The organism is Rhizomicrobium sp., assembly GCA_037200985.1.
Classification (GTDB): domain Bacteria; phylum Pseudomonadota; class Alphaproteobacteria; order Micropepsales; family Micropepsaceae; genus Rhizomicrobium.
Genome location: JBBCGJ010000001.1, coordinates 972731 through 998216 on the forward strand (window position 1 = coordinate 972731; position 25486 = coordinate 998216).

Annotated in this window: 25 protein-coding genes; 24 read left to right on the forward strand and 1 reads right to left on the reverse strand. The window is 66.7% G+C overall.

The window, feature by feature from the left end; all coding sequences use genetic code 11:
* Positions 1-14: 14 nt before the first annotated feature.
* The 22 genes from WDN01_04480 (at position 15) to WDN01_04585 (ending at position 21864) form a co-directional block, all read left to right on the forward strand.
* Positions 15-545 carry a hypothetical protein gene (locus WDN01_04480; GenBank protein MEJ0025267.1) on the forward strand — a complete coding sequence of 177 codons (531 nt, stop codon included), beginning with the start codon at positions 15-17 and terminating at the stop codon, positions 543-545.
* A gap of 4 nt (positions 546-549) precedes the next feature.
* Positions 550-966 carry a PaaI family thioesterase gene (locus tag WDN01_04485; protein ID MEJ0025268.1) on the forward strand — a complete coding sequence of 139 codons (417 nt, stop codon included), beginning with the start codon at positions 550-552 and terminating at the stop codon, positions 964-966.
* Between the two features lie 83 nt (positions 967-1049).
* Positions 1050-1610 (forward strand): PAS domain-containing protein, encoded by a 561-nt coding sequence (locus WDN01_04490; protein MEJ0025269.1) that lies wholly within the window; start codon positions 1050-1052, stop codon positions 1608-1610.
* A 115-nt stretch (positions 1611-1725) separates the two neighbouring features.
* Positions 1726-2112, forward strand: a complete 387-nt coding sequence (gene rpoZ, locus WDN01_04495; protein ID MEJ0025270.1) for a DNA-directed RNA polymerase subunit omega — start codon at positions 1726-1728, stop codon at positions 2110-2112.
* Between the two features lie 368 nt (positions 2113-2480).
* Positions 2481-4397: a S53 family peptidase gene (locus WDN01_04500; GenBank protein MEJ0025271.1), complete on the forward strand. Its 1917-nt coding sequence runs from the start codon at positions 2481-2483 to the stop codon at positions 4395-4397.
* Between the two features lie 156 nt (positions 4398-4553).
* Complete coding sequence (locus tag WDN01_04505) at positions 4554-6797, forward strand: bifunctional (p)ppGpp synthetase/guanosine-3',5'-bis(diphosphate) 3'-pyrophosphohydrolase (protein MEJ0025272.1); 2244 nt, start codon at positions 4554-4556, stop codon at positions 6795-6797.
* Between the two features lie 169 nt (positions 6798-6966).
* The gene (gene pyrE, locus WDN01_04510; GenBank protein MEJ0025273.1) at positions 6967-7551 is read left to right on the forward strand and encodes an orotate phosphoribosyltransferase; all 585 of its coding nucleotides are present in this window, start codon (positions 6967-6969) and stop codon (positions 7549-7551) included.
* 298 nt (positions 7552-7849) lie between these two features.
* Entirely contained in the window at positions 7850-8329 is a 480-nt protein-coding gene (locus WDN01_04515; GenBank protein MEJ0025274.1) for an NYN domain-containing protein, read from the forward strand.
* A 281-nt stretch (positions 8330-8610) separates the two neighbouring features.
* Positions 8611-9051, forward strand: coding sequence for an SgcJ/EcaC family oxidoreductase (locus WDN01_04520; protein MEJ0025275.1), 441 nt, complete (start codon positions 8611-8613; stop codon positions 9049-9051).
* A 55-nt stretch (positions 9052-9106) separates the two neighbouring features.
* Positions 9107-9415, forward strand: a complete 309-nt coding sequence (locus WDN01_04525; protein MEJ0025276.1) for a hypothetical protein — start codon at positions 9107-9109, stop codon at positions 9413-9415.
* The gene (locus tag WDN01_04530) at positions 9412-10143 is read left to right on the forward strand and encodes a pyridoxine 5'-phosphate synthase (protein MEJ0025277.1); all 732 of its coding nucleotides are present in this window, start codon (positions 9412-9414) and stop codon (positions 10141-10143) included. The genes WDN01_04525 and WDN01_04530 overlap by 4 nt, the downstream gene beginning before the upstream one ends.
* Positions 10137-10904, forward strand: coding sequence for a hypothetical protein (locus tag WDN01_04535; GenBank protein MEJ0025278.1), 768 nt, complete (start codon positions 10137-10139; stop codon positions 10902-10904). Before WDN01_04530 ends, WDN01_04535 begins: the two co-directional genes overlap by 7 nt.
* A complete protein-coding gene (gene acpS / locus WDN01_04540) occupies positions 10901-11302 on the forward strand; it encodes a holo-ACP synthase (protein MEJ0025279.1) in 402 nt (133 codons plus the stop codon). Before WDN01_04535 ends, acpS begins: the two co-directional genes overlap by 4 nt.
* A 57-nt stretch (positions 11303-11359) precedes the next feature.
* A complete protein-coding gene (lepB, locus tag WDN01_04545; protein MEJ0025280.1) occupies positions 11360-12211 on the forward strand; it encodes a signal peptidase I in 852 nt (283 codons plus the stop codon).
* Positions 12132-12866, forward strand: coding sequence for a ribonuclease III (rnc, locus tag WDN01_04550; protein ID MEJ0025281.1), 735 nt, complete (start codon positions 12132-12134; stop codon positions 12864-12866). The genes lepB and rnc overlap by 80 nt, the downstream gene beginning before the upstream one ends.
* Positions 12863-13777 (forward strand): GTPase Era, encoded by a 915-nt coding sequence (era, locus tag WDN01_04555; protein MEJ0025282.1) that lies wholly within the window; start codon positions 12863-12865, stop codon positions 13775-13777. The genes rnc and era overlap by 4 nt, the downstream gene beginning before the upstream one ends.
* Before the next feature lie 161 nt (positions 13778-13938).
* Positions 13939-14676 (forward strand): DNA repair protein RecO, encoded by a 738-nt coding sequence (recO, locus tag WDN01_04560; GenBank protein ID MEJ0025283.1) that lies wholly within the window; start codon positions 13939-13941, stop codon positions 14674-14676.
* A 192-nt stretch (positions 14677-14868) separates the two neighbouring features.
* Positions 14869-17109, forward strand: a complete 2241-nt coding sequence (gene parC / locus WDN01_04565) for a DNA topoisomerase IV subunit A (GenBank protein MEJ0025284.1) — start codon at positions 14869-14871, stop codon at positions 17107-17109.
* A 196-nt stretch (positions 17110-17305) separates the two neighbouring features.
* Positions 17306-18127 (forward strand): enoyl-CoA hydratase-related protein, encoded by an 822-nt coding sequence (locus tag WDN01_04570; protein ID MEJ0025285.1) that lies wholly within the window; start codon positions 17306-17308, stop codon positions 18125-18127.
* Positions 18128-18304: 177 nt separating this feature from the next.
* Positions 18305-19624, forward strand: a complete 1320-nt coding sequence (locus WDN01_04575) for an MFS transporter (protein ID MEJ0025286.1) — start codon at positions 18305-18307, stop codon at positions 19622-19624.
* A 31-nt stretch (positions 19625-19655) separates the two neighbouring features.
* A complete protein-coding gene (locus WDN01_04580) occupies positions 19656-20630 on the forward strand; it encodes a L,D-transpeptidase family protein (GenBank protein MEJ0025287.1) in 975 nt (324 codons plus the stop codon).
* Between the two features lie 106 nt (positions 20631-20736).
* The gene (locus WDN01_04585; protein ID MEJ0025288.1) at positions 20737-21864 is read left to right on the forward strand and encodes a L,D-transpeptidase; all 1128 of its coding nucleotides are present in this window, start codon (positions 20737-20739) and stop codon (positions 21862-21864) included.
* Between the two features lie 192 nt (positions 21865-22056).
* Here the strand turns inward: WDN01_04585 and rlmB are convergent, their stop codons facing one another.
* Complete coding sequence (rlmB, locus tag WDN01_04590; protein MEJ0025289.1) at positions 22057-22857, reverse strand: 23S rRNA (guanosine(2251)-2'-O)-methyltransferase RlmB; 801 nt, start codon at positions 22855-22857, stop codon at positions 22057-22059.
* A 105-nt stretch (positions 22858-22962) separates the two neighbouring features.
* Between rlmB and WDN01_04595 the strand changes: the two genes are divergently transcribed.
* Together WDN01_04595 and WDN01_04600 are read left to right on the forward strand one after the other, a co-directional pair.
* A complete protein-coding gene (locus WDN01_04595; GenBank protein MEJ0025290.1) occupies positions 22963-23355 on the forward strand; it encodes a hypothetical protein in 393 nt (130 codons plus the stop codon).
* Between the two features lie 116 nt (positions 23356-23471).
* Positions 23472-25481, forward strand: coding sequence for a TonB-dependent receptor (locus WDN01_04600; protein MEJ0025291.1), 2010 nt, complete (start codon positions 23472-23474; stop codon positions 25479-25481).
* The last annotated feature ends 5 nt before the right edge of the window (positions 25482-25486 follow it).

Genomic DNA, 25486 nt, shown 5'->3' on the forward strand with positions numbered 1-25486 from the left:
ATTAAGGAACCGACATGAAAGGTCTTGCTCCCTATCTCGTTCCGGCGCTGGCGCTGTATTTCATCGTCCGCCGCGGCGCCAAGCCCCAGCGGATCAAGCCGGATCGGCTCTGGATATTCCCTGGTATCATTACGTTTCTCGCGCTCTCCGCCATCTGGCGCGGCAAGGCGCCCGGCCTCTTGGAAATCGCGGTTTACGTTGCGGCGATCCTCGCCGGCGGCGTGCTGGGCTGGTTCACCACCCAGCATGTCGAGCTGACGCTGGACGACGCGACCGGCACGGTGATGAGCCAGCCGACTTGGTTCGGGACCGTACTGACGGCGGCGGTCTTCGTCGCGCGATTCGCGCTCGATTTCCTGACGACCGGCGACAATGGCGGCGGCGTGAAGGCGCTCGCGCAGCAGCACGGCGCCGGCCTGGTGCTCGTCGCCAATGCCGGCCTGCTGTTCGTCGCGGCGCGCGGCTTGTCGCGCGCCTGGCACATGGTGGCGCGCATCAATCCCTTGCTGGAACAGCACAAGGCCGCGCAGCGGCCGCCGGAGTAAGCGCATGTCCAACGACGAAGCCTGGGTCGCAAGGCTCAACGCGGTGAACCAGGACCGGCTGCCCGGCATGGTCGGGATGATCGTCACCCATGCCGAGCCCGGCCTGATGCGCGCCCGCATGGAGGCGCGGCCCGCGCTGATCGCGCCGATCGGCTTTCTCTTCGCGCCGGCGCTGGTGACGCTGGCCGACACGCTCTGCGCCTACGGCACCGACCTGCCGCAGGGCGCCAGCGGCTTCACCACGGCGGAACTCAAATGCAATTTCATGAGCACGATCCGCGAGGGCAATGTGCTGTGCGAGGCGCGCCGGGTGCACAACGGCCGCACCACGCAGGTCTGGGACGCCGAATTGACCGCCGAGACGACGGGCAAGCTGATGGCGCTGTTCCGCTGCACCCAGATCATCCTGTGGCCGAAATAGTTCCGGGCGCGTCGAACGACTTGTTCACGTTTGTCGTCTAGGTCGTGCGGCGGGAGGGCGATGACCTAGCGTGCGGACCCGCCATGCCCCATCTCCACGATGTCGAGACGCCGGACTTTTCGGTGACGGGGCAGGCGACCGTCGTGGAGATCGCGCCGCGGGACGTCGAATCCCAGGATATTCGCGACGTCCTCGCCGTCTGGAACGCGCGCCGCGGCGCGCACGCCATGCCGACGCGGGAGGACGTGCTGCCGCGCCCGCTCGGCCGGCTCTTGCGGAACGTCAGCCTCGTGAAGGTCATCGACGGCGGGGCGGACTACGAATTCCGCGTCGTCGGCGACGTCCATGTCCAGGCCTATGGCGTCAATTCCCAGGGCACCCGGATCAGCGAACTGATTGCGTCGCCGACATGGTCGCAATTCGGCGATGTCTTGAAGCGGTCCTACGATCTGGTCCGCCTCCGGCGCGCGCCGGTGGGCTTTCGCGGTTCGATCCGGCGCGAGGTGGCGCAGGCCCGTTTCGACTGGGCCGAGACGCTTTATATGCCGCTGCGCAACGCCGCGGACGAGGTGGAATACATCCTGAACGCCAGCGTCTACCGCCCGCGCGACGGGATCTGGCCGGGCAAGTATGTGCTGGGCTGACGGGTCGGCCTTGCTTCGCACCGCGACAGTCTATAGCTTCCGCCGCCTTCTGCCCGGTCTTGTGCCGATTTGCGCCCCTCCGCGCGGCTAAGACCATAGAAAGACAAGGATTTCCATGGCTCGCGTCACCGTTGAAGATTGCGTCGACAAGGTCCCGAACCGCTTCGACCTGGTTCTGATCTCGGCCTTCCGCGCCCGTCAGCTCTCCGGCGGCGCCGAGCCGCTGGTCGACCGCGACCGCGACAAGAACCCCGTCGTGGCGCTGCGCGAGATCGCCGCCAAAGAAGTGAAGCCCGACGAGACCAAGGAGGAGTACATCAAGTCCCTCCAGAAGCATGCCGATGTCGACGAGCCGGAAGAGGCGCGTCCCGACACCGACGACCAGCGCGAGGACTCGACGTTCCGCGCCGTCACCGAGGAAGAGCTGCTGCGCGCCCTCACCTCCGAAGCCCAGCGCCGCGCCGAGCCCCAGCCGGAGCCGGAAGCGGACTACGAAGAGTAGCTCGCAACGCCTTGCATCGATTGGAAAGGCCGGGACTCGCGTCCCGGCTTTTTCGCTTTTTGGCGTCCCCATCTGGGCGGCCGGCGTCCGTGCCGCCATCGCATGCCGGGAGAGCGAGAACGGCGGCGCGTTTTTTCGGGATCGCAAGCAAGACGCCGGCGACGAGACCTGGCACATGCGACCGCCGCCCGCCGTTCCTGCCTCGATAAAATCTCCGGAAAGTGGACTCACATTTATTTGGAGGTATTAAGCCATCTGTATTAAGATATCGGCAAATAAACGAAGTAGAGAAAAATATAGTACAAAGATGGACGTCCATCGGAATTGCGCGTCTGCCAAGACAAGATAGCGCCGAAGGTGACACTCTCATGACGAACACGTCCGCGGGACGCACCGACCTCAGCCGCAGCACCCGCGCCGCGCCGCGCGACGCCTCGATCGTCGGTCCGACCCCGCCGCAGAAGGTCATCGCCGTCTCGGTGATCCTCCGCCGGAAGAATCCTCTCCCGCCGGACGCGCTCGAGCGACGGATCCCGCGCGAGGAATATCTGAAAAATCATGCCGCCGACCCGGCCGATTTCGACCGGCTTCGTCTGTTCGCGCGCGCGCAAGGCCTCGCCGTCGACGAGCCGGCCTCCAGCCTGGCGCGCCGGACCGTCCTGCTGCGCGGGACGGTCGACGCCATGCAGCGCGCCTTCGGCGTCACGCTGCAGGACTACGCGAGCGCCTCCGGCAAGACGTTCCACGGCTTTGCCGGCACGGTTTCGGTGCCCACGGAGATCGCGCCCATCGTCCAGGCCGTCTTCGGCCTCGACAACCGGCCGATCGCGAAGCCGGCCTTTCGTCGCGCGCGCGCCGAAACCGCGAGCGGCGGCTCCTTCTACCCCAATGAGATCGCGAGCATGTATGCTTTCCCGGCCGGCTGCGGACTGGGGCAAACGGTCGGCATCATCGAGCTGGGCGGGGGCTATTGGGATACGGACATCGCGACCTACTTCGCGGGCTTGAATCTCACGCCGCCCAACGTCGTCGCCGTTTCGGTGGACGATGGCACGAACGCGCCCGGCGAGCCCGGAAGCATACCGCCGGACAGTCCCGACTATGAGGTGGCGCTCGACATCCAGGTGATCGGGGCCGCCGCGCCCGGCGTGAACATCGCGGTCTACTTCGCACCCAATAGCGATCAAGGCTTTCTCGACGCGCTCACCACCGCCGTCGCGGACGAAACGAACAAACCTTCGGTGATCTCGATCAGTTGGGGCGCCTCGGAGACGGCCTATTCGCAGGACTTTCTCGATGCGTTCGACGAAGCATGCGAGTCGGCCGGCGCGATGGCCATCACGGTCACCGCCGCTTCTGGCGACGGCGGAGCGACCTATTATGGGACGGCGGACACCGTGCTGTTTCCCGCGTCGAGCCCCCATGTGCTGGCGTGCGGCGGTACCCGCATCGGCAATGGCTCTCCGGAAACGGTCTGGAACGACGCGCCCGACGATGGCGCGACCGGCGGCGGCGTGAGCACCCTCTTTCCCGTGCCGGTCTGGCAAACCGGGATTACCGCGACCCCGGCCGGCGGCTCCGCTGCCGCGCTCACCGGCCGTGGCGTGCCGGACGTCTCCGGCCATGCCTCGCCGGTGGTGGGCTACAATATCCTGGTTGGCGGCAGCCCGTGCGTGGTGGGCGGCACCAGCGCCGTCGCCCCGCTCTGGGCGGGGCTGATCGCCATCTGCAACAGGCAGTTGGGCACCGCGCTCGGCTTCATGAACGGCAAGCTCTACAAAGCGCCTGCGCCGCCGCCCCAGTATTTCGGCGCGACCTTCAACGACATCACATCGGGCAACAACGTGTACGATGCGGAGGTGGGGTACGAGGCGACCCCGGGCTGGGACGCCTGCACGGGCCTCGGCTCGCCCGCCGGCGGTGCCATCGCCTGGACGTTTGGCGTTCCGACGGCACTCTTTCCGCGCGTCGGCGCTCTGGAGGTGAAGTGCGACGGACCTTTCGTGATCGATATCCACGCGCTGTACAAAGGCCCGACCGACAAGAGCTATACGGACCAGGCGAACGACGACCATATCGCGGAGGGCAAAACCAAAACCCTCACGCTCAAGGACAAATGCACCGATCCCGACATCGAGCCGGGCGATGTCGTCCAATGCATGGTATGGGTCGAATCGGGCGGCACGGCGACCTGCAACGATCTTTATGTCTACGACCCGAATGGGCCGACGCGGAGTTTCAAGGCGACGGGCTCGATATCGAAAAGCAAGCTCGATCCGGACTGACGGCGAAACCCCGCCAGGCCGCGCCGCGCGCGCATCGGGTTTCAGCGGGCGCGGCGTGGCGGTCGTCACGGTTTTTTGCGCGGGGCAGGGTGCGGTCGCGAGCCGAGTTGCGGCCGGCGCTATCGCGGTGGCGGATTTCGCGCCTATATTACGTGCATGAGCACACCGGCAGCGCCCGACACAAAGGCCGCGGAGCAGGTTTCGCCTGCGCCGGAGCCCGTCCGCGCGCCCGACGCCAAGCCCAAGGTCCGCCGCCGCCTGATGCGCCAGACCGAGCTCGTCGACCGCGTCAAGGCCTACGATCCCGACGCCGATGAGGGCCTGCTCAACAAGGCCTATGTCTACGCCATGAAGGCGCATGGCAAGCAGTTCCGCGCCTCGGGCGACCCCTATTTCGCCCACCCGCTGGAAGTCGCCGCGATCCTGACCGACCTCAAGCTCGACGTGGCGACCATCGTGACCGCGCTGCTGCACGACACGATCGAGGACACGCTCGCCACCTATGACGACATCAAGGCCAATTTCGGCGAGGAGATCGCCAATCTGGTCGACGGCGTCACCAAGCTCTCCCAGCTCGAACTCTTCAGCGAGCGCACCAAGCAGGCGGAGAATTTCCGCAAGCTGATGCTGGCCATCACGTCCGACATCCGCGTCCTTCTGGTCAAGCTCGCCGACCGGCTGCACAACATGCGCACGCTGGGCTTCATCCCCAAGCCGGAGAAGCGCCGCCGCATCGCGCAGGAGACGCAGGACATCTACGCCCCGCTCGCCGGCCGCATCGGCATGCAGAACATGCGCGAGGAGCTCGAAGACCTCGCCTTCGCCGAGCTCAATCCCGACGAGCGCAATTCCATCGTCACGCATCTGAAGCGCCTGGAAGGCGACAGCGGCGACCGCATCGGGCGCATCGCCGACCAGATCAAGCGCAAGCTCGCAGAGCACGGCATCGAGGCCTGGGTCTATGGCCGCGCCAAGCGGCCGTTCTCGATCTGGCGCAAGCTCCAGAGCAAGCAGCTCAATTTCGAGGCGCTGTCGGACATTTTCGGCTTCCGCGTCATCGTCCGGCACGAGGACGATTGCTACCGCGCGCTCGGCGTGCTGCACACGAGCTGGCAGATGGTGCCCGACCGCTTCAAGGATTTCATCTCCACGCCCAAGACCAACGGCTACCGCTCGATCCACACCACCGTGATCGGCCCGGAGAAGCAGCGCGTCGAGGTCCAGATCCGCACCCAGGAGATGCACGACATCGCCGAGCGCGGCGTCGCCGCCCATTGGCGCTACCGCGAGCACGTCGCCTCGGAAGGCGACGACCGCGCCTATGGCTGGCTGCGCGACATGGTCGACCTCCTGGAGCGCGACAGCGCCGAGGACTTCCTGGAGAATTCGCGCCTCTCCATGTACCAGGACCAGGTCTTCTGCTTCACGCCGAAGGGCGATCTGATCTCGCTGCCGCGCGGCGCCACCCCGATCGATTTCGCCTATGCGCTGCACACCGACATCGGCAATTCGACGGTCGGCGCCAAGGTCAACGGCGTGCATGTGCCGCTGCACACGCCGCTGCGCAACGGCGACCAGGTCGAGATCATCCGCACCAAGGAGCAGACGCCGTCGCCGCTCTGGGAGCAGTTCGTCGTCACCGGCCGCGCCCGCGGCGAGATCCGCCGCTTCCTGCGTCACGCCCAGCGCGACGAGCACGTCAAGTTCGGGCGCAACATCCTCAAGAAGGTCTTCGCCGACGAGGGCGCCGAGCTGACCGAGAAGGCCATCGCCGACGTCGCCAAGAAGCTGCATGCGTCGAAGGCCGAGGACGTCTATGCCGAGGTCGGGCGCGGCGCGCTGCGCGGCCAGGAAGTGCTCGAAGCCGTCTTCCCCGAGCTCAAGAAGGACCCGGAGCGGCGCAAGCGCGCCGCCTTCGCCGAGCCCGCGGCCAAGCGCCCGGTCTCGATCCGCGGCATGACGGAAGGGATTTCCTACCGCCTCGGCCAGTGCTGCCATCCCCTGCCGGGCGACCGCATCGTCGGCCTGCCGACGCCGGGGGAGGGCGTGGTGATCCACACCATCGACTGCGCCGAGCTCGAAAAGGCGCAGGATTCGATCGAGGACTGGATCGACGTCTCCTGGGGCCGCCACGCCGCCGAGGGCGGTCCCTCCATCGCTCGCGTCGCGGTGCGGGTGAAGAACGCGCCGGGCTCGCTGGCGGCGGTGATGAGCGTGATCGCCCACAATGGCGGCAATATCTTCAACATGAAGGTGACGAACCGCAATCCGCTGTTCTTCGAGTTCACCGTGGACATCGAGGTCCGCGACCTGCCGCACCTCCAGAACATCCTGGGCGCGCTGCGGGTGAACGCGGCGGTGGAGTCCGTGGATCGCGTGCGGGAGCAGGAGGCGGCTTAGATCGGCGCTGCCCCGCCATAACGGTGTCATCGCCCGCGAATGCGGGCGACCCTGGTGTCGCCGGAATCGGTTGCGGAGTTTTCCCCGATCCAAATGACGCAGCGACGTCAACTGGGTGGCCCGCATTCGCGGGCCATGACAATTTGAGTTTGTAAAAGCGAGTCGGACCATGACCCCAGAACAAGTCCTCTCCGAATTCGAGAAGGCCGGCGCCCTGCTCAAGGGCCATTTCATCCTGTCGTCCGGCCTGCACGCCGACACCTTCCTGCAGAAGGCGCTCGTCTTCCAGGACGCCAGGCGCACCGCCAAATTGTGCAAGGCGCTGGCTGCCAAGGTGCGCGAGGAGGTCAAGACGCCCTTCACCGCCATCGTCTCGCCGGCGGTGGGCGGCATCGTGCCGGGCTACGAGATGGGCCGCCAGCTCGGCGTGCCGGCGATGTATGTCGAGCGCGTCGAGGGCAAGTTCCAGCTCCGCCGCAACTTCCATCTCGAAAAGAACCAGCCGGTGCTGATGGTCGAGGACATCGTCTCGACCGGCGTGTCGTCGCGCGAATGCATCGAGGCGATCCGCGCCGCCGGCGGCAGGCCGGTCGCCGCCTGCTGCCTGATCGACCGCTCCGGCGGCAAGGCCAAGGTCGGGGTCAAGCTCGTGGCGCTGACCACGCTGAAGGTCCCGGCCTGGGAGGCCGACAAGCTGCCGCCGCATCTGCGCGACACCCCCGCCATCAAACCCGGCAGCCGCGGCCTGGCGTAGTGGCAATATATTTGACCGACTCGGACAAGAATCGGAACTTGCGTCACGTCTTAGAACCTACAATATGACAACCCCGCGCCGATGGGCATATGTGTGTGTGTTCTCGGCAATTCCGCGTATTTTATTGGCTAATTTCCGCCAAAAAGCTCCTATTTTTGGGGCTCCTTATTGACGATTTGGTCAGCGATATGCATCTAGTGTATGGCATTAACCCCCCGTCGGACTTGGCTGCTTGCGGCCCCCGGCGGGGTTTTGCTTTCTGCTGCTCATGGTAGACGAGCCAGATCGCAAATTCGCAATGGCCTTTGTTGATGGACAGAATCTCTTTCAGCATGCAAAGGCCGCGTTTGGGCACTTCCATCCAAATTACGATTTGGTGAAATTGCACGCCGCTGTTTGCGCGGCGAATGGCTGGTCTCCCAATCTCATACGGTTTTACACGGGCGTTCCGAACGCAGCAGAAAGTCAAATGTGGGCCAGTTATTGGTCTAATCGGATTCTCGCAATGAAGCGTGCGGGGATAGTCACGACGACGCGTCCGCTTCGGTACCGGAAGGACATCGTAGAAATCGGAGGGGTACAGACCGTGCACACCACACCGCAAGAAAAGGGAATTGATGTTCGGCTAGCTTTGGATGTGGTTTCGTATGCCAGAAAAGGCAATTTCAACGTGGCTGTGATTTACAGTCAGGACCAAGATTTGTGCGAGGTGGTCGAATTTGTGCGAGGTGGTCGAAGAAGTCAGGCAAATCTCGATCGAAATGAAGCGATGGATTAAAGTCGTCAGCGCGTTCCCACATGGTCCGAACGCAAGCTCGAAGCGTGGAATCGACAGGACGGACTGGGTGAAAATTGACGAAGCGATGTACAACTCATGCATCGACCCCCGCGACTACCGACCAAAGCCCACCGCATGAACCTCGAAGCCCGTTGAGATAAGTTGTTTTTCGCACTTGAAAGATGTTCTCGCCGTCAAACCCGGCAGCCGCGGTCTGGCCTGACCCTTGTCACAAATCTGCCGGCTCGCCACCGCAGGATCGCCGTACCCTGGAGGTCTTCATGTCCGCATTCGATCCGACCGACGCCAAGGCCATCGAGAACCTGATCGCCGCCGAGGACGCCGCCTGGGGGCAGGGCGATGCCGCCGCCTTTTCGAAAGCCGTTCTCCCCGACTGCGTCTTCACCAACATCTTCGGCCAGGTCTTCGTCGGCCACGATCCGTTCGAGGACCAGCATGCGCGCATCTTCTCGACCATCTATCGCGGCACCACGCTGCGCCAGACCGTCACCCATCTGCGCTTCCTGCGGCCGGACGTGGCGACGGTGGACAGCCAGGCGGCGGTCTCGGGCATCGCGCATCTGCCGCCCGGCGTGACCAGCCCGGACGGCGCGCTGCACACCAGGCTGCTCCAGGTCTTCGTCAAGGATCGCGGCGCCTGGGGCATCGCCTCCTTCCACAATGTCGACGTGAAGCCGCCGCCGGGTCCGCCACCGGCGTAAGAGCCATGCGCGCGCGACTTATCCAACAGCGCCGAAACCGTCGTACAATCGCGTCATGAGAACCGACCACGACTCCTTCGTCCTGCCGCCCGCGCTTGCCGCGGCCCGTCTGCGCATGCCGCGATACCGGCGCAAATCGCGCGATCTCGAAAACAATTATATTGCCGAAAATCCGGTAAACCACGGAAAGAAAAGGAAGAATCACGCCGGCGCGCGACCCGGCAACCGCAACGCCGTCACCCATGGCGCCTATACGGCGGAACAGAGGGCGTTCCGCGCCCATGTCCATCGTCTCATCCGCGACGCGCGCGAGACCCTGGCGCTGCGCAAGCTGGCGGTCGCACTGCGGGAGCGGGCGCCATGACGAAGCTCCGTCTCGGCGTGAACATCGACCATGTCGCCACGGTGCGGCAGGCCCGCGGCAGCGCCTATCCCGATCCGGTGCGTGCCGCGCTCCTGGCGCAGGACGCCGGCGCCGACGGCATCACCGCGCATCTGCGCGAAGACCGCCGCCACATCTCCGACAGCGACATCGAGCGGCTCTCGCGCGAATTGAAAATCCCGCTTAACCTGGAAATGGCGGCGACCGACGAGATGCACGTCATCGCGCTGAACGCCAGGCCGCACGCCGCCTGCATCGTTCCGGAGAAGCGCGAGGAGATCACCACCGAGGGCGGCCTCGACGCGGCGCGCCAGCACAATCATCTGGCGCCCATCGTGCGCAGCCTCGGCGCCGCGGAAATCCGCGTCTCGCTCTTCATCGAGCCCGCGCGTGAGCAGCTCGATGCCGCCGCGTCGCTCGGCGCCCCCGTGGTCGAGCTTCACACCGGGGCCTATGCCAACGCGCAAGGCACGGAGCAGGACCGCATCCTCGAACGGCTGCACAAGGCCGCCGCCTACGGCGCCTCCATCGGTCTCGAAATTCATGCCGGACACGGCCTGACCTACGACAACGTGGGGCCCATCGCCGCCATCCCCGAAATCCGCGAGCTCAACATCGGCCATTTCCTCATCGGCGAGGCGATCTTCGTCGGCCTTGACGCCGCCATCCGCCGCATGCGGGCGCTGATGGACGAAGCGCGCGCGTGTTGAATTTCTACATCCTCCTGCCGGTGCTCATCGCCGTCGCCGCGATCCTGCTCCTGTCGCGCCGTATCCCGCGCCGCGTGCTGATGATCCTCGGCATCGCCTTCGCGCTTGCCGGCGCCGGCGCCTTCGCGGCGCTGGAGTGGTGGTACGCGCCGTCGCGCACCCAGGCCCTTGCTATGCGCCTGCCGCTCGCGGAGGCCGGCGCCACGATCGCGAGCCGCCCGTTCACGCTCCGCCTGAGCGGGCCTCACGATCTGCTGCTGCAGCTCGATCGCGGCGACGGCGTTCTTGCCTTCGGCTGCCTGACCGCCGAGCCCGGTTTCGAGGCGCTGTGCCTCGGCCGCGCGCCCGAGCTCGACGTGGCCTGGACCGTCGGCGAAGCCGGCACCCGCGTCGCGAGCGGCACGAGCGGCCTTGCCCGCTGGAAAGACGTTCAGGCCGCGACCGATCCCAAGGCGGCGGCCGCCAAGCTGGCGGCGTTCCGCGCCTATGCCGACCACGCGCAGGAACCGTCCGACCAGACGCCGCTCTATCACGCGCTCGGTACCTTCCGCGGCGAGGCCGGCCACACCTACGAGGTCCGGTTCCGCGTCGGCCGCGCCGCGCCCACCCTGGCCAGGCTCCACCCCCGCGTCATCGTCGGCCTCGGCGCCGCCGTGACCAGGTCCATCGGCCCCACTTTCCTCGGCCTCGCCCTGTTGTGCCTGGGCGGCGGAGCTTTCATGCTGCTCCTGTCCTTTTCGAGGCCCAAGACGGCGCCATGATCATCGGCCTGGGTTCCGACCTCATCGATATCCGCCGCGTCGACAAATCCATCGAGCGCTTCGGCGAGCGCTTCCTCGGCCGCATCTTCACGCCGCTCGAGCGCGAGAAGTCCGACCGGCGCGCCCAGCGCTCCGCCTCCTACGCCAAGCGCTTCGCCGCCAAGGAGGCCTGCTCCAAGGCGCTCGGCACGGGCCTGCGGCGCGGCGTCTTCTGGCGCGACATGGGCGTGGTGAACCTGCCGGGCGGCAAGCCCTCGATGAAGCTGACAGGCGGCGCGTTAAAACGCCTTCAGGAGATCACGCCCAAGGGCCACACCGCCCAGATCGACCTCACCATCACCGACGATTTTCCGCTCGCCCAGGCGGTCGTCATCATTTCGGCCGTCCCGAGCGCCTAAACTAGTTTTCCGACGCCGCCTTGACCTTCGCCGGTCGCCCCCGCAAAAGACCGCACCATGTCCGACGAAGACCCCGAAAAGCTGATCGACGAGCTCATCGACGAGCCGAAACCCGTCGAGCCCGCGCCGCCGCCCGCGCCGGAACCGCCGCCGATCGAGCCGCCGCCGCCCGCCAAGCCGAGCGAATCCTGGGTCGAGACCGCCAAGACCATCGTCTACGCGCTTCTGATCGCGCTCGTGATCCGCACCTTCCTGTTCCAGCCCTTCAACATCCCGTCGGGCTCGATGGAAGCGACGCTCCTGATCGGCGACTATCTCTTCGTCGAGAAATTCTCCTACGGCTACAGCCGCAACTCCTTCCCTTTCAGCTTCCCGCCCTTCTCCGGCCGCGTCTTCGCGTCGCCGCCGACCCGCGGCGACGTCGTGGTGTTCAAGATGCCGAACGAGGCGTCCGACCACTACATGGAGGACTACATCAAGCGCGTGATCGGGATGCCCGGCGACAAGGTGCAGATGATCGACGGCGTGCTCTATCTCAACGACAAGGCGGTGCCCAAGGAGCGCGTCGCCGACTATGTCGAGCCCACGGCTTTCGGCAGCGTGGAGCGCATTCCGCAATTCAAGGAGACGCTGCCGAACGGCAAGTCCTATCTGGTGCTCGACCGCGAGACCACGGCGTTCGACAACACCCAGCCCTATATCGTGCCCAAGGGCGAATACTTCATGATGGGCGACAACCGCGACAATTCCGACGACAGCCGCGGCGATGTGGGCTACGTTCCGGCCGAAAACCTTGTCGGGCGCGCGGAACTGCGCTTCTTCTCCATCGATGACACCGCCGTCTGGTACGAACCTTGGACATGGCCCGGAGCGATCCGCTTCAGCCGGATGTTCACCCTCATCGACTGATCTGGAAGACCGCCTCGGTCACCGCTTCGCCGACCCGGGCCTGCTCAGGCGCGCGCTGACCCATTCCAGCGCCAACGCGATCGTCTCCAATGAGCGCCTCGAATTCCTCGGCGACCGCGTGCTCGGCCTCGTCATCGCGGAGGAGCTGCACAAGCGCTATCCGGGCGACGTCGAAGGCGCGCTCGCCCTGAAGCTCAACGCGCTCGTTCGGGAAGAGGCCTGCGCCCGCGCCGCCGAGGCGGCGGGCCTGGCCGACAGCCTCATCCTCGCCAAGTCGGAATCGCTCAGCGGCGGCCGGCGCAAGGGCGCGATCCTCGCCGGCGCCTGCGAGGCGGTGATCGCCGCGCTCTACCAGGACGGCGGCCTCGAAGCGGCGCGCCGCTTCATCGCATGCTATTGGGCCCCGATGATCGAGACGCTCAGCTCCGACATGCGCGATCCCAAGACCACGCTGCAGGAATGGGCGCAGGCGCGGCGCGGCAATTCCGCCGCGCCGGTCTATGCGCTGGTGAAGCGCGAAGGCCCCGACCACGCGCCGCATTTCGTCGTGGAGGTCCGCGTCGCCGGCCAAGACCCGCTCACCGGCGAAGGCCGCTCCAAGCGCGAAGCCGAACAGGACGCGGCGAAGAAGATGCTGGAAAAGGTACGCGAATGACCCATTGCGGCTTCTGCGCCATCATCGGCGCGCCCAATGCCGGCAAGTCGACGCTGGTCAACGCCCTGGTCGGCTCCAAGGTCGCCATCGTCAGCCCCAAGGTGCAGACCACCCGCATGATGGTGCGCGGCGTCGCGCTTCTGGACGACACCCAGATCGTGTTCGTCGACACGCCCGGCATCTTCAAACCGCGCCGCCGCCTCGACCGCGCCATGGTCGCCGCCGCCTGGACCGGGGCCGGGGACGCCGACGCCGTCGTCCTCCTGGTCGACGCCGCCGAGCTCACCGCCAACCCGAAGGGCCGCGCCGCCGACGACACCCACGCCATCGTCAAGGCCCTGAAGGAAGGCAACACGAAAGCCGCGCTCGCCCTCAACAAGATCGACGGCATGAAGCGCACCGACCTCTTGCCGATGGTGCAGGCCTTCAACGCCGAAGGCGCCTTCGAGGAAATCTTCCTGATCTCCGCGCTGAAGGGCGACGGCGTGACCGATCTGCTCGCCTGGGTGGCGAAGCGGATGCCGGAAGGGCCCTGGCTCTATCCCGCCGACCAGTCCGCCGACATCCCCTCGCGCCTGCTCGCCGCCGAGATCACGCGCGAGAAGATCTATCTGCGCCTGCACGACGAGCTGCCTTACGCCAGCGCGGTCGAGACCGAGAAATGGGAGGAGCGCAAGGACGGCTCGGCCCGCCTCGAGCAGACGATCTACGTCCAGCGCGAGGGCCAGAAGGCGATCGTGCTGGGCAAGGGCGGCGCCACGATCAAGATCATCGGCGAATTGGCGCGCAAGGAGATGGAGGAGATTTTCGCCCGCCGCATCCATCTCTTCCTGTTCGTGAAGGTCCGCGAGGACTGGGCCGAGCAGCGCGCGCATTACAAGGAAATGGGTTTGGAGTTTCCGGAGGAATAGTCCTCTCAAACCCAAATTGTCATGGCCCGCGACTGCGGGCCGCCCGGTTGGGTTCTGCATGCTGCTGCTCTGTTGAGGGCCATGTCTTGTCGGAAACGTCGTCGGCGTCTCTTGGGATCACCTGGGTGGCCCGCGGTCGCGGGCCATGACACATTGGCACGATGGAATGGACCGACGACGCCCTCGTGCTCAACGTCCGCCCCCATGGCGAAACGAGCGCGATCCTCGAAACGCTGACCCGCGATCACGGCCGCCATCTCGGCCTCGTGCGCGGCGGCGCATCGCGCAAATCCAAATCCGTGCTCCAGCCGGGCAACGGCGTGCACCTGCACTGGCGCGCCCGTCTCAACGAGCATCTGGGAAATTTCACCGTCGAGCCGGCGAAGGCCCGCTCCGGCGACATGATGGAAAGCCGCGAGGCGCTGGCCGGCCTCAACGCCTTCACCGCGGTCGCCTCCGCCGCGCTGCCCGAGCGCGAGGTCCATGCCCCGGTGTTCGAGGCCGGCACGCTCCTGCTCGACGCCATCCAGGCGAGCGATTTCGCCCATTGGGGCGCGCTCTATGTCCGCTGGGAGGCGGGCCTCTTGGAGGAACTCGGCTTCGGCCTCGATCTGTCGCGCTGCGCCTCGACCGGCGTGTTGGAAAACCTGATCTACGTCTCGCCGCGCACCGGCCGCGCGGTATCGGGCGAAGCCGGCGCGCCCTACAAGGACCGGTTGCTCGCGCTGCCCGGCTTCCTGCTGGGCTCGCAGAACGCGACGCCCGACGCCGCCGACGTCGCGGCGGGCCTGAAACTCACAGGACATTTTCTTTTGGAGCGCGTGCTTCGCCCCCATAGCAAGGAAATCCCCGCCGCCCGCCTCCGCCTGGACGCGCTGGCCCTGGGCGAATCGAAGTAAACCAACCCTCCCGTTCACGGGAGGGTCGACAAAAATGGCGCGCAGCGCCATTTTTTCGGGGAGGGGACAGCGTCGCCGACGGAGCTCTTCCGGCGAAGCTGTCCCCTCCCCGAAATTTGCTCCGCTGCGCTCTCGCAAATTTCGACCCTCCCGTGAACGGGAGGGTACGACACCAACGCAAGTGATTTACACATGCCCGACCTCACAGACGACATCCGCCCCGAACCGCTGGGCAAAGCCCTCGCCGAGCGCTACCTCGCCTATGCGCTCTCCACCATCACCATGCGCGCGCTGCCCGATGCGCGCGACGGGCTGAAGCCCGTCCACCGCCGCATCCTCTACGGCATGCGCCTCCTGCGCCTCGACTCGACCTCCGCCTTCAAGAAATCCGCCAAGATTGTCGGCGACGTGATGGGCTCGTTCCATCCCCATGGCGACCAGGCGATCTACGACGCGCTGGTCCGCCTCGCCCAGGACTTCGCCACGCGCTACCCGCTGGTCGACGGCCAGGGCAATTTCGGCAATATCGACGGCGACAACCCCGCCGCCTACCGCTACACCGAAGCGCGCATGACCGACGTCGCCGCCATGCTGCTCGACGGCCTGGACGAGAACGCGGTCGACTTCCGCCCCAACTACGACGGCCAGGACGAGGAACCGGTCGTCCTGCCCGGCGCCTTCCCGAACCTGCTCGCCAACGGCTCGTCCGGCATCGCGGTCGGCATGGCGACCTCGATCCCGCCGCACAATGTCGGCGAATTGTGCGAGGCGCTGAAGAAGCTCATCGACAACCCGAACACCCGCGACCGCACGCTCTCCGACATCGTGCGCGGCCCCGATTTTCCCACCGGCGGCATCCTGGTCGACGGGCCGGAGACCATCGCGGAGGCCTACAAGACCGGCCGCGGCTCCTTCCGCGTCCGCGCCAAGTGGAAGAAGGAAGAGGGTGCCCGCGGCGTCTACCAGATCGTCGTCACCGAGATCCCGTACCAGATCCAGAAAGCCAAGCTGATCACCCAGATCGCCGAGCTTCTGGAACAGAAGAAGCTGCCGCTGCTGGACGACATCCACGACGAATCCGCCGAAGACATCCGCATCGTGCTGACGCCCAAGAGCCGCACGGTGGAAGCCGAAATCCTCATGGAACAGCTCTTCCGCTCCAGCGATCTGGAATCCCGCTTCCCGCTGAACATGAACGTGCTCGACCACGGCACCGTGCCGCGCGTCATGAGTCTCAAGGACGTGCTCCAGGCCTTCGTCGATCACCGCCGCGAGGTGCTGGTGCGCCGCTCGGCGCACCGCCTCGAAAAGATCGCCGCCCGACTCGAAATCCTCGAAGGCTATCTGGCGGTCTTCCTGAATCTCGACAAGGTCATCAGGATCATCCGCACCGAGGACGAGCCCAAGCCCGTCCTGATCAAGGCGTTCAAGCTCACCGACAACCAGGCCGAGGCCATCCTCAATATGCGCCTGCGCAGCCTGCGCCGGCTGGAGGAGATGGAAATCCGCGCCGAGCACGACGCGCTGACGAAAGAACAGAAGGACCTCAAGAAGCTGCTCGCCTCCGACAAGCTGAAGGACGAAAAGCTGATCGAGGAGGTCAAGGCGATCGACGCCAAATTCGGGCCTAAGACCGCGCTCGGCAAGCGCCGCACCCAGATCATCGAGGCCAGGCATATCGACAAGATCGAGGCCCTGGCCGAAGAAGCCGTGGCGCTGGCGAGCGCGGTGGAGAAAGAGCCGATCACCGTTGTCCTTTCGGAAAAGGGCTGGCTGCGCTCCTTCAAGGGCCACATGGAGGAGAACGACAGCGTCAAATACCGCGAGGGCGATAAGCGCAAATTCTGGATCCACGCCCAGACCACCGACAAGCTGATGCTGTTCTCGACCGACGGCCGCTTCTTCACCCTGGAGGCGAGCAGGCTTCCCGGCGGGCGCGGCAATGGCGAGGCGATCCGCACCTTCATCGACCTTCCGCCCGACGCCGACATCGTGACGATGTTCGCGCACGTCCCCGGCCGCAAGCTGCTGCTCGCCGCCGAAAGCGGCCACGGCTTCGTGACGGCGGAGGACGACGCGGTGGCGATGACCAAGGCCGGCAAGCGCGTGATGAACGTGAAGACCGGCGTCGAGGCCAAGGCCTGCGCCTTCGTGACCGGCGACAGCGTCGCGACGATCGGCGACAACCGCAAGCTCCTGATCTTCGGCCTCGACGAAGTGCCCGAGATGGCGCGCGGGCAGGGCGTCTATCTGCAGCGCTACAAGGACGGCGGCCTCTTGGACGCGACGACCTTCGTGGCCAAGGACGGCCTCAAGGACGAGAACAACCGCGAATTTCCCGCCGCCGAACTGAAAGACTGGCGCGGCGAACGCGCGCAAGCGGGCCGCCTGCAGCCCCGCGGCTGGGCGAAGAGCGGCAGGTTCGCGCGCTAATAACCCTCCCGTTCACGGGAGGGTCGACAAAATCCGAGCGCAGCGAGGATTTTTCGGGGAGGGGACAGCGGCGCAGGTCGAGATCAGGCGGCGGGGCTGTCCCCTCCCCGAAATTTGCTTCGCTGCGCTCTCGCAAATTTCAACCCTCCCGTGAAGGGGAGGGTTAAGTTGGACGCAGACCCCAGGAAAACCGCCCATGCCCTTCCACGACATCCTCTATTCCACCGACGGCGGCGTCGCGACGATCACGATGAACCGGCCGAAGTTCAAGAACGCGCTCTCCTATCGCCTGCTCGACGAGATCGATGCCGGCTTCACCCTGGCGCAGAACGACAAGGCCGTCCGCGTCGTCGTGTTGCGTGGCGCCGGCGGGAATTTCTCTTCCGGCCACGACCTCGGCACGCCGGACGCGCTGGAATACCGCAAAGCCCTCGGCGCCGAGCCCGGCACGATCGAGGCCTATGACGAGTTCAAGAAATACAATCTCGACATCCACCTGCGCTGGCGCAATTTCCCCAAGCCGACCATCGCCATGGTCGAGGGCTTCTGCATCTATGCCGGCTGGATGACGGCCGCCTGCTGCGACGTCGTCTTCGCCGCCTCGAACGCCGAATTCCTCGCCGGCTTCGTCGAATACATGTCGATCCCCTGGGACATCGGCGTCCGCAAGGCCAAGGAGCTCTGCTTCGAGAGCCGCTTCATCTCGGCGCAGGAGGCGCATGATTACGGCTTCGTGAACCGCGTCGTCGCGCCGGAGACGCTGGAGCGGGAGACCTACGACTACGCCCACCGCGTCGCGGAGAATTCCCCCGACGCGCTGCGCTTCGCCAAGATCCAGATGAACAAGGCGCAGGACGCGCAGGGCTTCACCAATGCGGTCGAGGATTCCCTGGGCGACTACCAGGCGATGATGTACCTGCTGGGCTCCGAGCAGATGCGGGTGGGCGGGCAGCGCCGGCTCCTGACCGTCGATCTGGCCGTCAAGGGCCGCAAGAAGGAACGCCGCGGGCAGAAATAGCAATCTTTGCTGCCGCCACGCCTCGGTTGTCATGGCCCGCGAATGCGGGCCACCCAGGTGACGCCCGGCACGGATGGAGGCAGACTGTCGATGCGCGAAACTGGCGCGATCCAAGAAGATGTCAACTGGATGGCCCGCAGTCGCGGGCCATGACAGGTTGAGCAGGGGGAGAAATCATTGTCGATCGAACGGACCGTCGCGCGCCCCGCCACCGGTGGCGTCTCGCGCCGCTACATCCTGGTGATGCTGACGCTCGTCTATGTCGTCAATTACCTCGACCGCAACATCCTCAACATCCTGCTCCCCGCGATCAAAGCCGAATTCCACCTCACCGACGCGGCGCTCGGCCTCTTGTCCGGCACCAGCTTCGCCATCCTCTACGCCATCCTGGGCGTGCCGCTCGCCTGGCTGGCCGACCGGGTGAACCGGCGCAACGTCATCGCCTATTCGATGATCCTGTTCGCCGCGATGACGGCGGTCTCGGCGCGGGCCGCGAATTTCTTCCAGCTCATCGTGGCGCGCATCGGCACCGGCATCGGCGAGGCCGGCACCAGCCCGTCCGTCAACTCGATCATCTCCGATCTCTACGAGCCGCATGAGCGGGCAGGGGCGCTCTCCTTCTATGCCGCCGGCCTCAATGCCGGCCTCCTGCTCGCCTTCTTCGGCGGCGGCTGGATCGAGCAGCATTACGGCTGGCGCACCGCCTTCCTCGCCGCCGGCCTGCCGGGCCTGGTGCTCGCGCTGCTCTTCCTCTTCACCGTGCCCGAACCCAAGCGCGGCCAGGTGGACAAGATCGTCGACGACGGCCGCGCCCCGCACCTGCCCGAGACCATCGCCTTTCTCTGGTCGCGCAGATCCTTCCGCTTCATCGCCTTCGGCACCGCGATGGCGTCGTTCGGCGGCTATGCCGGCAATTCCTTCGTGCCGGTCTTCCTGGCGCGGACGCACCATATGAGCCCGTCCGAGATCGGCGTGACGCTGGCGATCCTCTTCGGCGTGGTCGGCGGCATCGGCACCTACATGTCCGGCGTGCTGGCCGACCGGCTCGGCAAGCGCGACGTGCGCTGGAACATGTATGTCGTCATGCTCTTCATCCTCTGCGCCCTGCCGTTCTTCCCGTTCTATTTCCTCGCGCCGAGCCTTCCCGTGGCGCTCGTCTGCGCCGTGATGCCGACGGCGAGCGGCGCCGCCTATCTCGCGCCCTCCTATGCGATGGTGCAGAGCCTGGTGCCGTTGCGCATGCGCGCCCAGTCGGCCGCGATCCTGCTCTTCGTGCTCAACATCATCGGCTTCGGGCTCGGGCCGCTCTCGGTCGGCAAGCTCAGCGACCTCTTGACGCCTGCGCTCGGCAGCGACGCGCTGCGCTGGGCGCTGCTCTCGACGGTCGTCACCTGGATGATCGCGGCCTGGTGTTTCTGGATGGCGAGCCGGCGCCTGCCCGCCGAGCTGGCCGCGGCCAGGGCGCCGCGCGCCGACACGGTCGAGATCGGCGCTTGATCCCTTCGCGCTTTGCGGCAGGATGCGCGCGATGGCCAGACCCGGGATCGGCAGTTTGAGAGGCTTCGCGTCGGCCGCGGCGATCGCGATGGCCGCGATGAGCATCGCCATGGCGCTTGGCGAGCGGGGCCGACATGCGGCAACGCCGGTTGCGGCTGCCTCGCACCGCGTCGCCGCGCGTGTGCAGAAGCCCGCCGCGACGACCTCCACTGCGACGGTCAAGGTCCTCGTTGCGGCGCCGCGCGCCACGCCGCTCGTTCCGCGAACCGTCGCCCGCGCGGTGTCGAAACCGGTCCTGCCGCCCGAAGCCGTCGCGGCCGCGCCGCTGCCGCCGCAAGCCATCGCGCCGGATCCCGCCATGCCGGCCGAGGAGGCGACCCGCGTCGCCGGCCGCGTCTCCGCCAAGGTGCCGTCCGCGCTCGCGCCCTATTTCGACACCTTCATCTATGTCAGCAAGGCGGCGAGCGGCCCCTGGGCGCAGCACCTTTTCCTCTTCCGCAAGCAGGCCGACGGCACGCTCGCCTTCGACCAGAGCTTTCCCGTCTCCACCGGGCGCGAGCGCTCCGAGCAGTATTTCACCGCCACGCCCACCGGCCTGTTCGAGCTCGACGTGCACCGCTTCATGCCCATGGCCCGCTCGGGCAAGTGGAACAACGCGGCGATGCCCTGGGCGATGTTCCTGAACTACGCCTACCGCACCCAGATGTCCGGCGTGGCGCTGCACGCCGCCATCGGCCGCCGCGAGCTTGCCGATATCGGCCATCGCGCCTCGGGCGGCTGCGTCCGCCTGCCGCTCGAAAAGGCCGATCTGCTCTTCCACCGCTTCCTGGCCGAGGAGCGCGGCCAAGTCCCCGTCTTCACCTTCGATCCGGCGCGGGGGACCACGAACACCGACGGAAACGTCACCCGCGACGCGGCGGGCAACATCGTCCTCGCCGACGGCCTTCGCGTCCTTGTCGTCATCGACAACTTCGCGGGCGAATCGGCGGCCTCGCCGCAATCCTGAGTATCGGCAACCAAATGTCGCGATCCGGAATTAACCGGTATGGTCCCGGAGCGGGACAGACGGTTTATTTTTGGTTATCATCGGGGGAGCCCTGTTTACGGATTCCATGTCGGCGCTGCGAAAACTGAGCGTGGTCTACCTGCTGTGCGCTGCGGCGTTCGGCGTGGCGGTGGCGTTCGACCGCGACCCGCCGCTAGAACGGGCCAGCCGCGCGACCGTCGCCGCCGGGTTGCAGGCCACCCGGACTTACGTGATCGACCCGGCCGCCGGCGTCTTCCATGATGCGAGCCGGCGCGTCGCCGATTTGATCGCCGGACCGGCCGCGCCCAAGGCGCCACCCACGCCCCATCGCGACATCGCGCGGGTCAAGCTGCCGCCACCGGCCCTGCCGGCGGCACCCGAGCCGGTTCTCGCCGCGCCGCAAGTGCCGGACGTCGCGCCGCCGGATATCCGGACGGCGGAGGACGCGGCACCGGTCGCCGCGGCGGCACCCGCGGCCGCTCCGCCTCCGGAAGCCATGGCCGCGGCACGTCCCGAATTGTCCCTCGCGCCGCCGCCGCCCTCGCGCGCCGCCGCGAGCCCGGTCGATGTCGTGCGCGTGTCGATGCGCCTGAAGGAAAGCCTGACGCGCGAGATGTTCGAGAATTTCTCGCTCTTCCTCTACGTGTCGAAGGCCGACACCGGCCCCTGGGCGCAGCACATGTATGTCTTCCGGAAGGACGATTCGGGCAATCTCGCCATGCTCTACGCCTGGCCGGTCTCGACCGGCCGCGAGAAGGACGAGATCGCGCCCAACGGCACGCGCCAGCCGAGCTTCACGCCGCGCGGCTATTACCAGCTCGATCCGGGCCGCTTGTACAAGACGCATTTCTCCGGCCAGTGGCACGAGCCGATGCCGCACGCCATGTTCTTCAACTGGCAGCATGACGGGCTGCAGACCGGGCTCGCCATCCATGGCGCGGTGGGGATCGAAGTCGGCCAGCTCGGCAGCCGCGCCTCCGCCGGCTGCATCCGCATCGCGCCGCAGAACGCGGCGCTGCTCTTCAACCTGATCCGCACGCAGTACAAGGGTCTGGCGCCGCGCTTCGCCTTCGACCGCCGCACCGCGACGATGAGCAATGACGGCCTGATGATGCACGACGCCGACGGCAATCTTAAGATGGCCGAGGGCTACAAGGTGCTGGTCTTCGTCGAGAACTACGGCGGCGAGAACATCGTCGCGGCGTTGTACTAAGCCCCGCTGTCATCCCCGGCGAGGCGCGCGATAGCGCGCCGAGGGAAGGGGACCCAGGCGGTCAAACGCGGACGGTCTGACAGAAAGTGCAGTTCTTCGCTGCTTGCGGCAGCGAGCCGAGGTTCACCACCTGGGTCCCCTTCCCCTCGCGATGCTTCGCATCGCTCGGCCGGGGATGACAGGCGTGCCCTATTACCCCCGCGTCATCTCATACAGCGCCACCGCCGCCGCGTTCGACACGTTGAGGCTCTCCATCGCCGCCGCGATCGGCACATGCGCCGCGACGTCGCATTTCTCGCGCACCAGCCGGCGCACGCCCGCGCCCTCCGAGCCCAGCACCAGCGCGATGTCGCCCTTGTGCATGGCGTCGGCCAGCGTCAGCTCGCCGTCGCCGGCCAGCGCGACGCGCCAGAACTCGCGCTTGCCGAGCTCCTCCAGCGTCCGAGCGATGTTCACCACCGTGATCACCGGCACGATGTCGAGCGCGCCCGATGCCGCCTTGGCCAGGACGCCGGTCTCCGGCGGCGAGTGGCGATCCTGCACCACCACCGCCGTCACCCCGAACGCCGCCGCGGTCCGCAGGATCGCGCCTTCGTTGTGCGGATCGGTGATCTGGTCCAGCACCAGCACGATGCGCCGCTTGCCGACGACCTCGTTCAGGATCGCTTCGAGCTCCCGCCGGGGCAGGGGCTCGACCAGCAGCGCCACGCCCTGGTGCACCGCGCCCTCGGGCAGGATCTTCGAGACGCCCGCCATGTCGGCGATCTCGTGCTTGACGCGATTGAGCAGCTTGGCGCCGATCTCCTCCGCCGCCCGCTCCGTCAGCACCGCCCGGCGCGCGAAGCGCTTGGGGTTGGCGAGCGCGGCGCGCACCGCATGGGTTCCGTAGAGCCACAGCCCGCTTTCGGGCTTGGCCTGCGGCTTGAAGAATTTTCGCTCCGGCTTGCGCTCGGATTTGCCGGACGGGCGGCGCCCGCGTTCTGGTCGTGCCATGGCGGGCGCTTATAGGCGAAACGCGGGCCGCGCAAGTCGTCGCAGCTTTGCCGATCACGGCAAATTGGCTTTCCTGCTGCATTGCGGTAGGCTCAACTCCGAGCCATGCAGCAGATTCCGCACCCGAGACCGAAGGTCCGCGCCGCCGCGCGCGGGATGTTCTCGCATGCGCTGCTGCTCTTGACGCTGCTGGCCTTCACCTTCCAGGGCTTCGTCACCCAGACCCATATCCATGCCCGCATCGCCGGCGCGCCCGCGACCCTCGACCTGTTCGACGGGATCAAGGCGCCGGCCAAGAACGCGCCCTCCAAGAACGACGAGGCGAACTGCCCGCTCTGTCAGGCCTTCGCGAATTCCGGCCAGTTCCTCACGCCCGCGGCCGCCGCGACGCTGCTGCCGACCTTCTCCGTTTCCGTCATCGAACTCGTCCCGCTCGCGACGAAGTTCGTCCGCTCCGCCAGCCATGCCTGGCGCGGCCGCGCACCGCCTCTCGGTTGATCCCTTCCCAGTGATCGCGTGACGCGACGGCAAATATTCGCCGCCGCTTCGCATTCCATTTTCGTCTCGTCCGGTCCGTCACTGCGCGCCGGCGAGCCCCGAATGCCGAGGGCACCATGTATCGTTCCTATCTTCTCGCCACCGCTGCGGCCGTGGCCGTTTCCGCCATTCCCCTGTCTTCCGCGCGCGCCGACACGGCGACCGCCAGCCAGGGCATCGAGACCGTCGTCGTCACCGCCTCGCCGATCGCCGGCGACATCGACCGCTTCGCGACCATCGTCGCCAAGGTCGACCGCGACGACATCATCCGCCAGGGCGGCGGCACCCTGGCCGACGCGCTGTCCAACGTTCCGGGCGTCGCCTCCAGCGGCTTCGCCGCCGGCGTCGGCCGTCCCATCATCCGCGGCATGGACGCGGTCCGCGTCCGCGTCCTGGAGGACGGCACCAGCAGTTCCGACGTCTCCGATGTCGGCCCCGACCACGGCGTGCCGATCGATCCCCTGTCGGTCCAGAGCATCGAGGTGGTGCGCGGCGCCGCCACGCTGCGCTATGGCAGCCAGGCGATCGGCGGCGTGGTCAACGCGCTGAACAACCGCGTGCCCACCGCCTTGCCCGACAAGCCGTTCTCCGCCGAGGCCGACGCCGCCTATGACAGCGTCTCCGACGCCGGACAGACCGCCGTCATGGCCGACGCTCGGGAAGGCGACTTCGCCTTCCACGCCGACGGTTTCTACCGCCACGCCGATGACTACGACACGCCCATCGGCACCCAGGCCAATTCCTTCCAGCGCGGCGACGGCTACACCGCCGGCGCCTCCTACTTCCCCGACGACGACACCCATTTCGGCATCGCCGCCATCCACTACGATTCCAAATACGGCATCCCGAGCGACACCACCTTCATCGACATGCGCCAGACCAAGGTCCTGGCGCGCGGCTCGATCGGGCTGGGCGGGCCGCTGTTCCAGACCCTCAATGTCGACGCCAGTTACGCGACCTACACCCACAACGAGGACGATCCTCTGGGCGGCGGCGCCTTCGACGTCGTCTCGACCTTCAAGAACCGCGAATATGACGGCCGCGCCGAGCTGGTCATGGGCCCGATCGGGCCGCTGGCCAGCACCGCGGTCGGCATCGAGCTGCAGAGCCGCGAATATTCCGCCCTGGGCGACGACAGCGCCTTCCTGTTCCCGACCGTCACCCACACCGCGGCGGCCTTCGTCTTCACCGAGCTGCCGGTCGGCGACGCGCTGCACATCCAGGGCAGCGCCCGCATCGAGAACTCCGACATCAACGGCACGCCCGCCTCCAACGTCTTCACCCAGCGCAGCTTCGTGCCGATCAGCGGCGCGATCGGCGTGCTCTACGACGTGAGCGATGCGGTGAAGGTCGGCGTGACCGCGTCGAGCACGGCGCGCTCGCCGGCGATCACCGAACTCTTCGCCCGCGGCGCTCATGACGGCCCCGCGACCTTCGAGACCGGCAATCCGGCGCTCCACATGGAACGCGCGAACTCGGTCGAGACCACGCTGCGCCTGCGCCTGGACCGGTTCCGCTTCGACGCCAGCGCCTATTACACCTCGTTCGACAACTACATCTTCGGCCAGTTGACCGGGCGGACCTGCGACGACGACGGCGTCTGCGTCGCCGGCCCCGGCGAGGAGCTGAAGGAACTCAACTACGAGCAGGCCGGCGCGCATTTCTACGGCGCCGAGGCCCAGGGCTCCTATGAAGTATGGCGGACCGGCACCGGCGGCCTGACGGCCGACGTCCTGGCCGATTCCGTCCACGCCAAGCTGACCGGCGGGCTCAACGTGCCGCGCATCCCGCCCTGGCGGGTCGGCGGCGGCTTCTCCTGGAAAAGCGACATGATCGACGCCTCGCTCCGGGCCTTCTATATCGGCGAGCAGACCGATTTCGGCTCCTTCGACACGCCGACCGCCAGCTATATCTCGCTGGACGCCAACCTGGCCTGGCGGCCCTTCGTCAGCCATCCCGGCTACGAGATCGCCCTGGTCGGCCACAACCTGACCGACGACCTGCAGCGCAACGCCGCCTCGTTCAACAAGGACGTCGTGGCGCTTCCCGGCCGCGACATCCGCGTGGTCCTGCGGATCGCGACGTAAGTCCG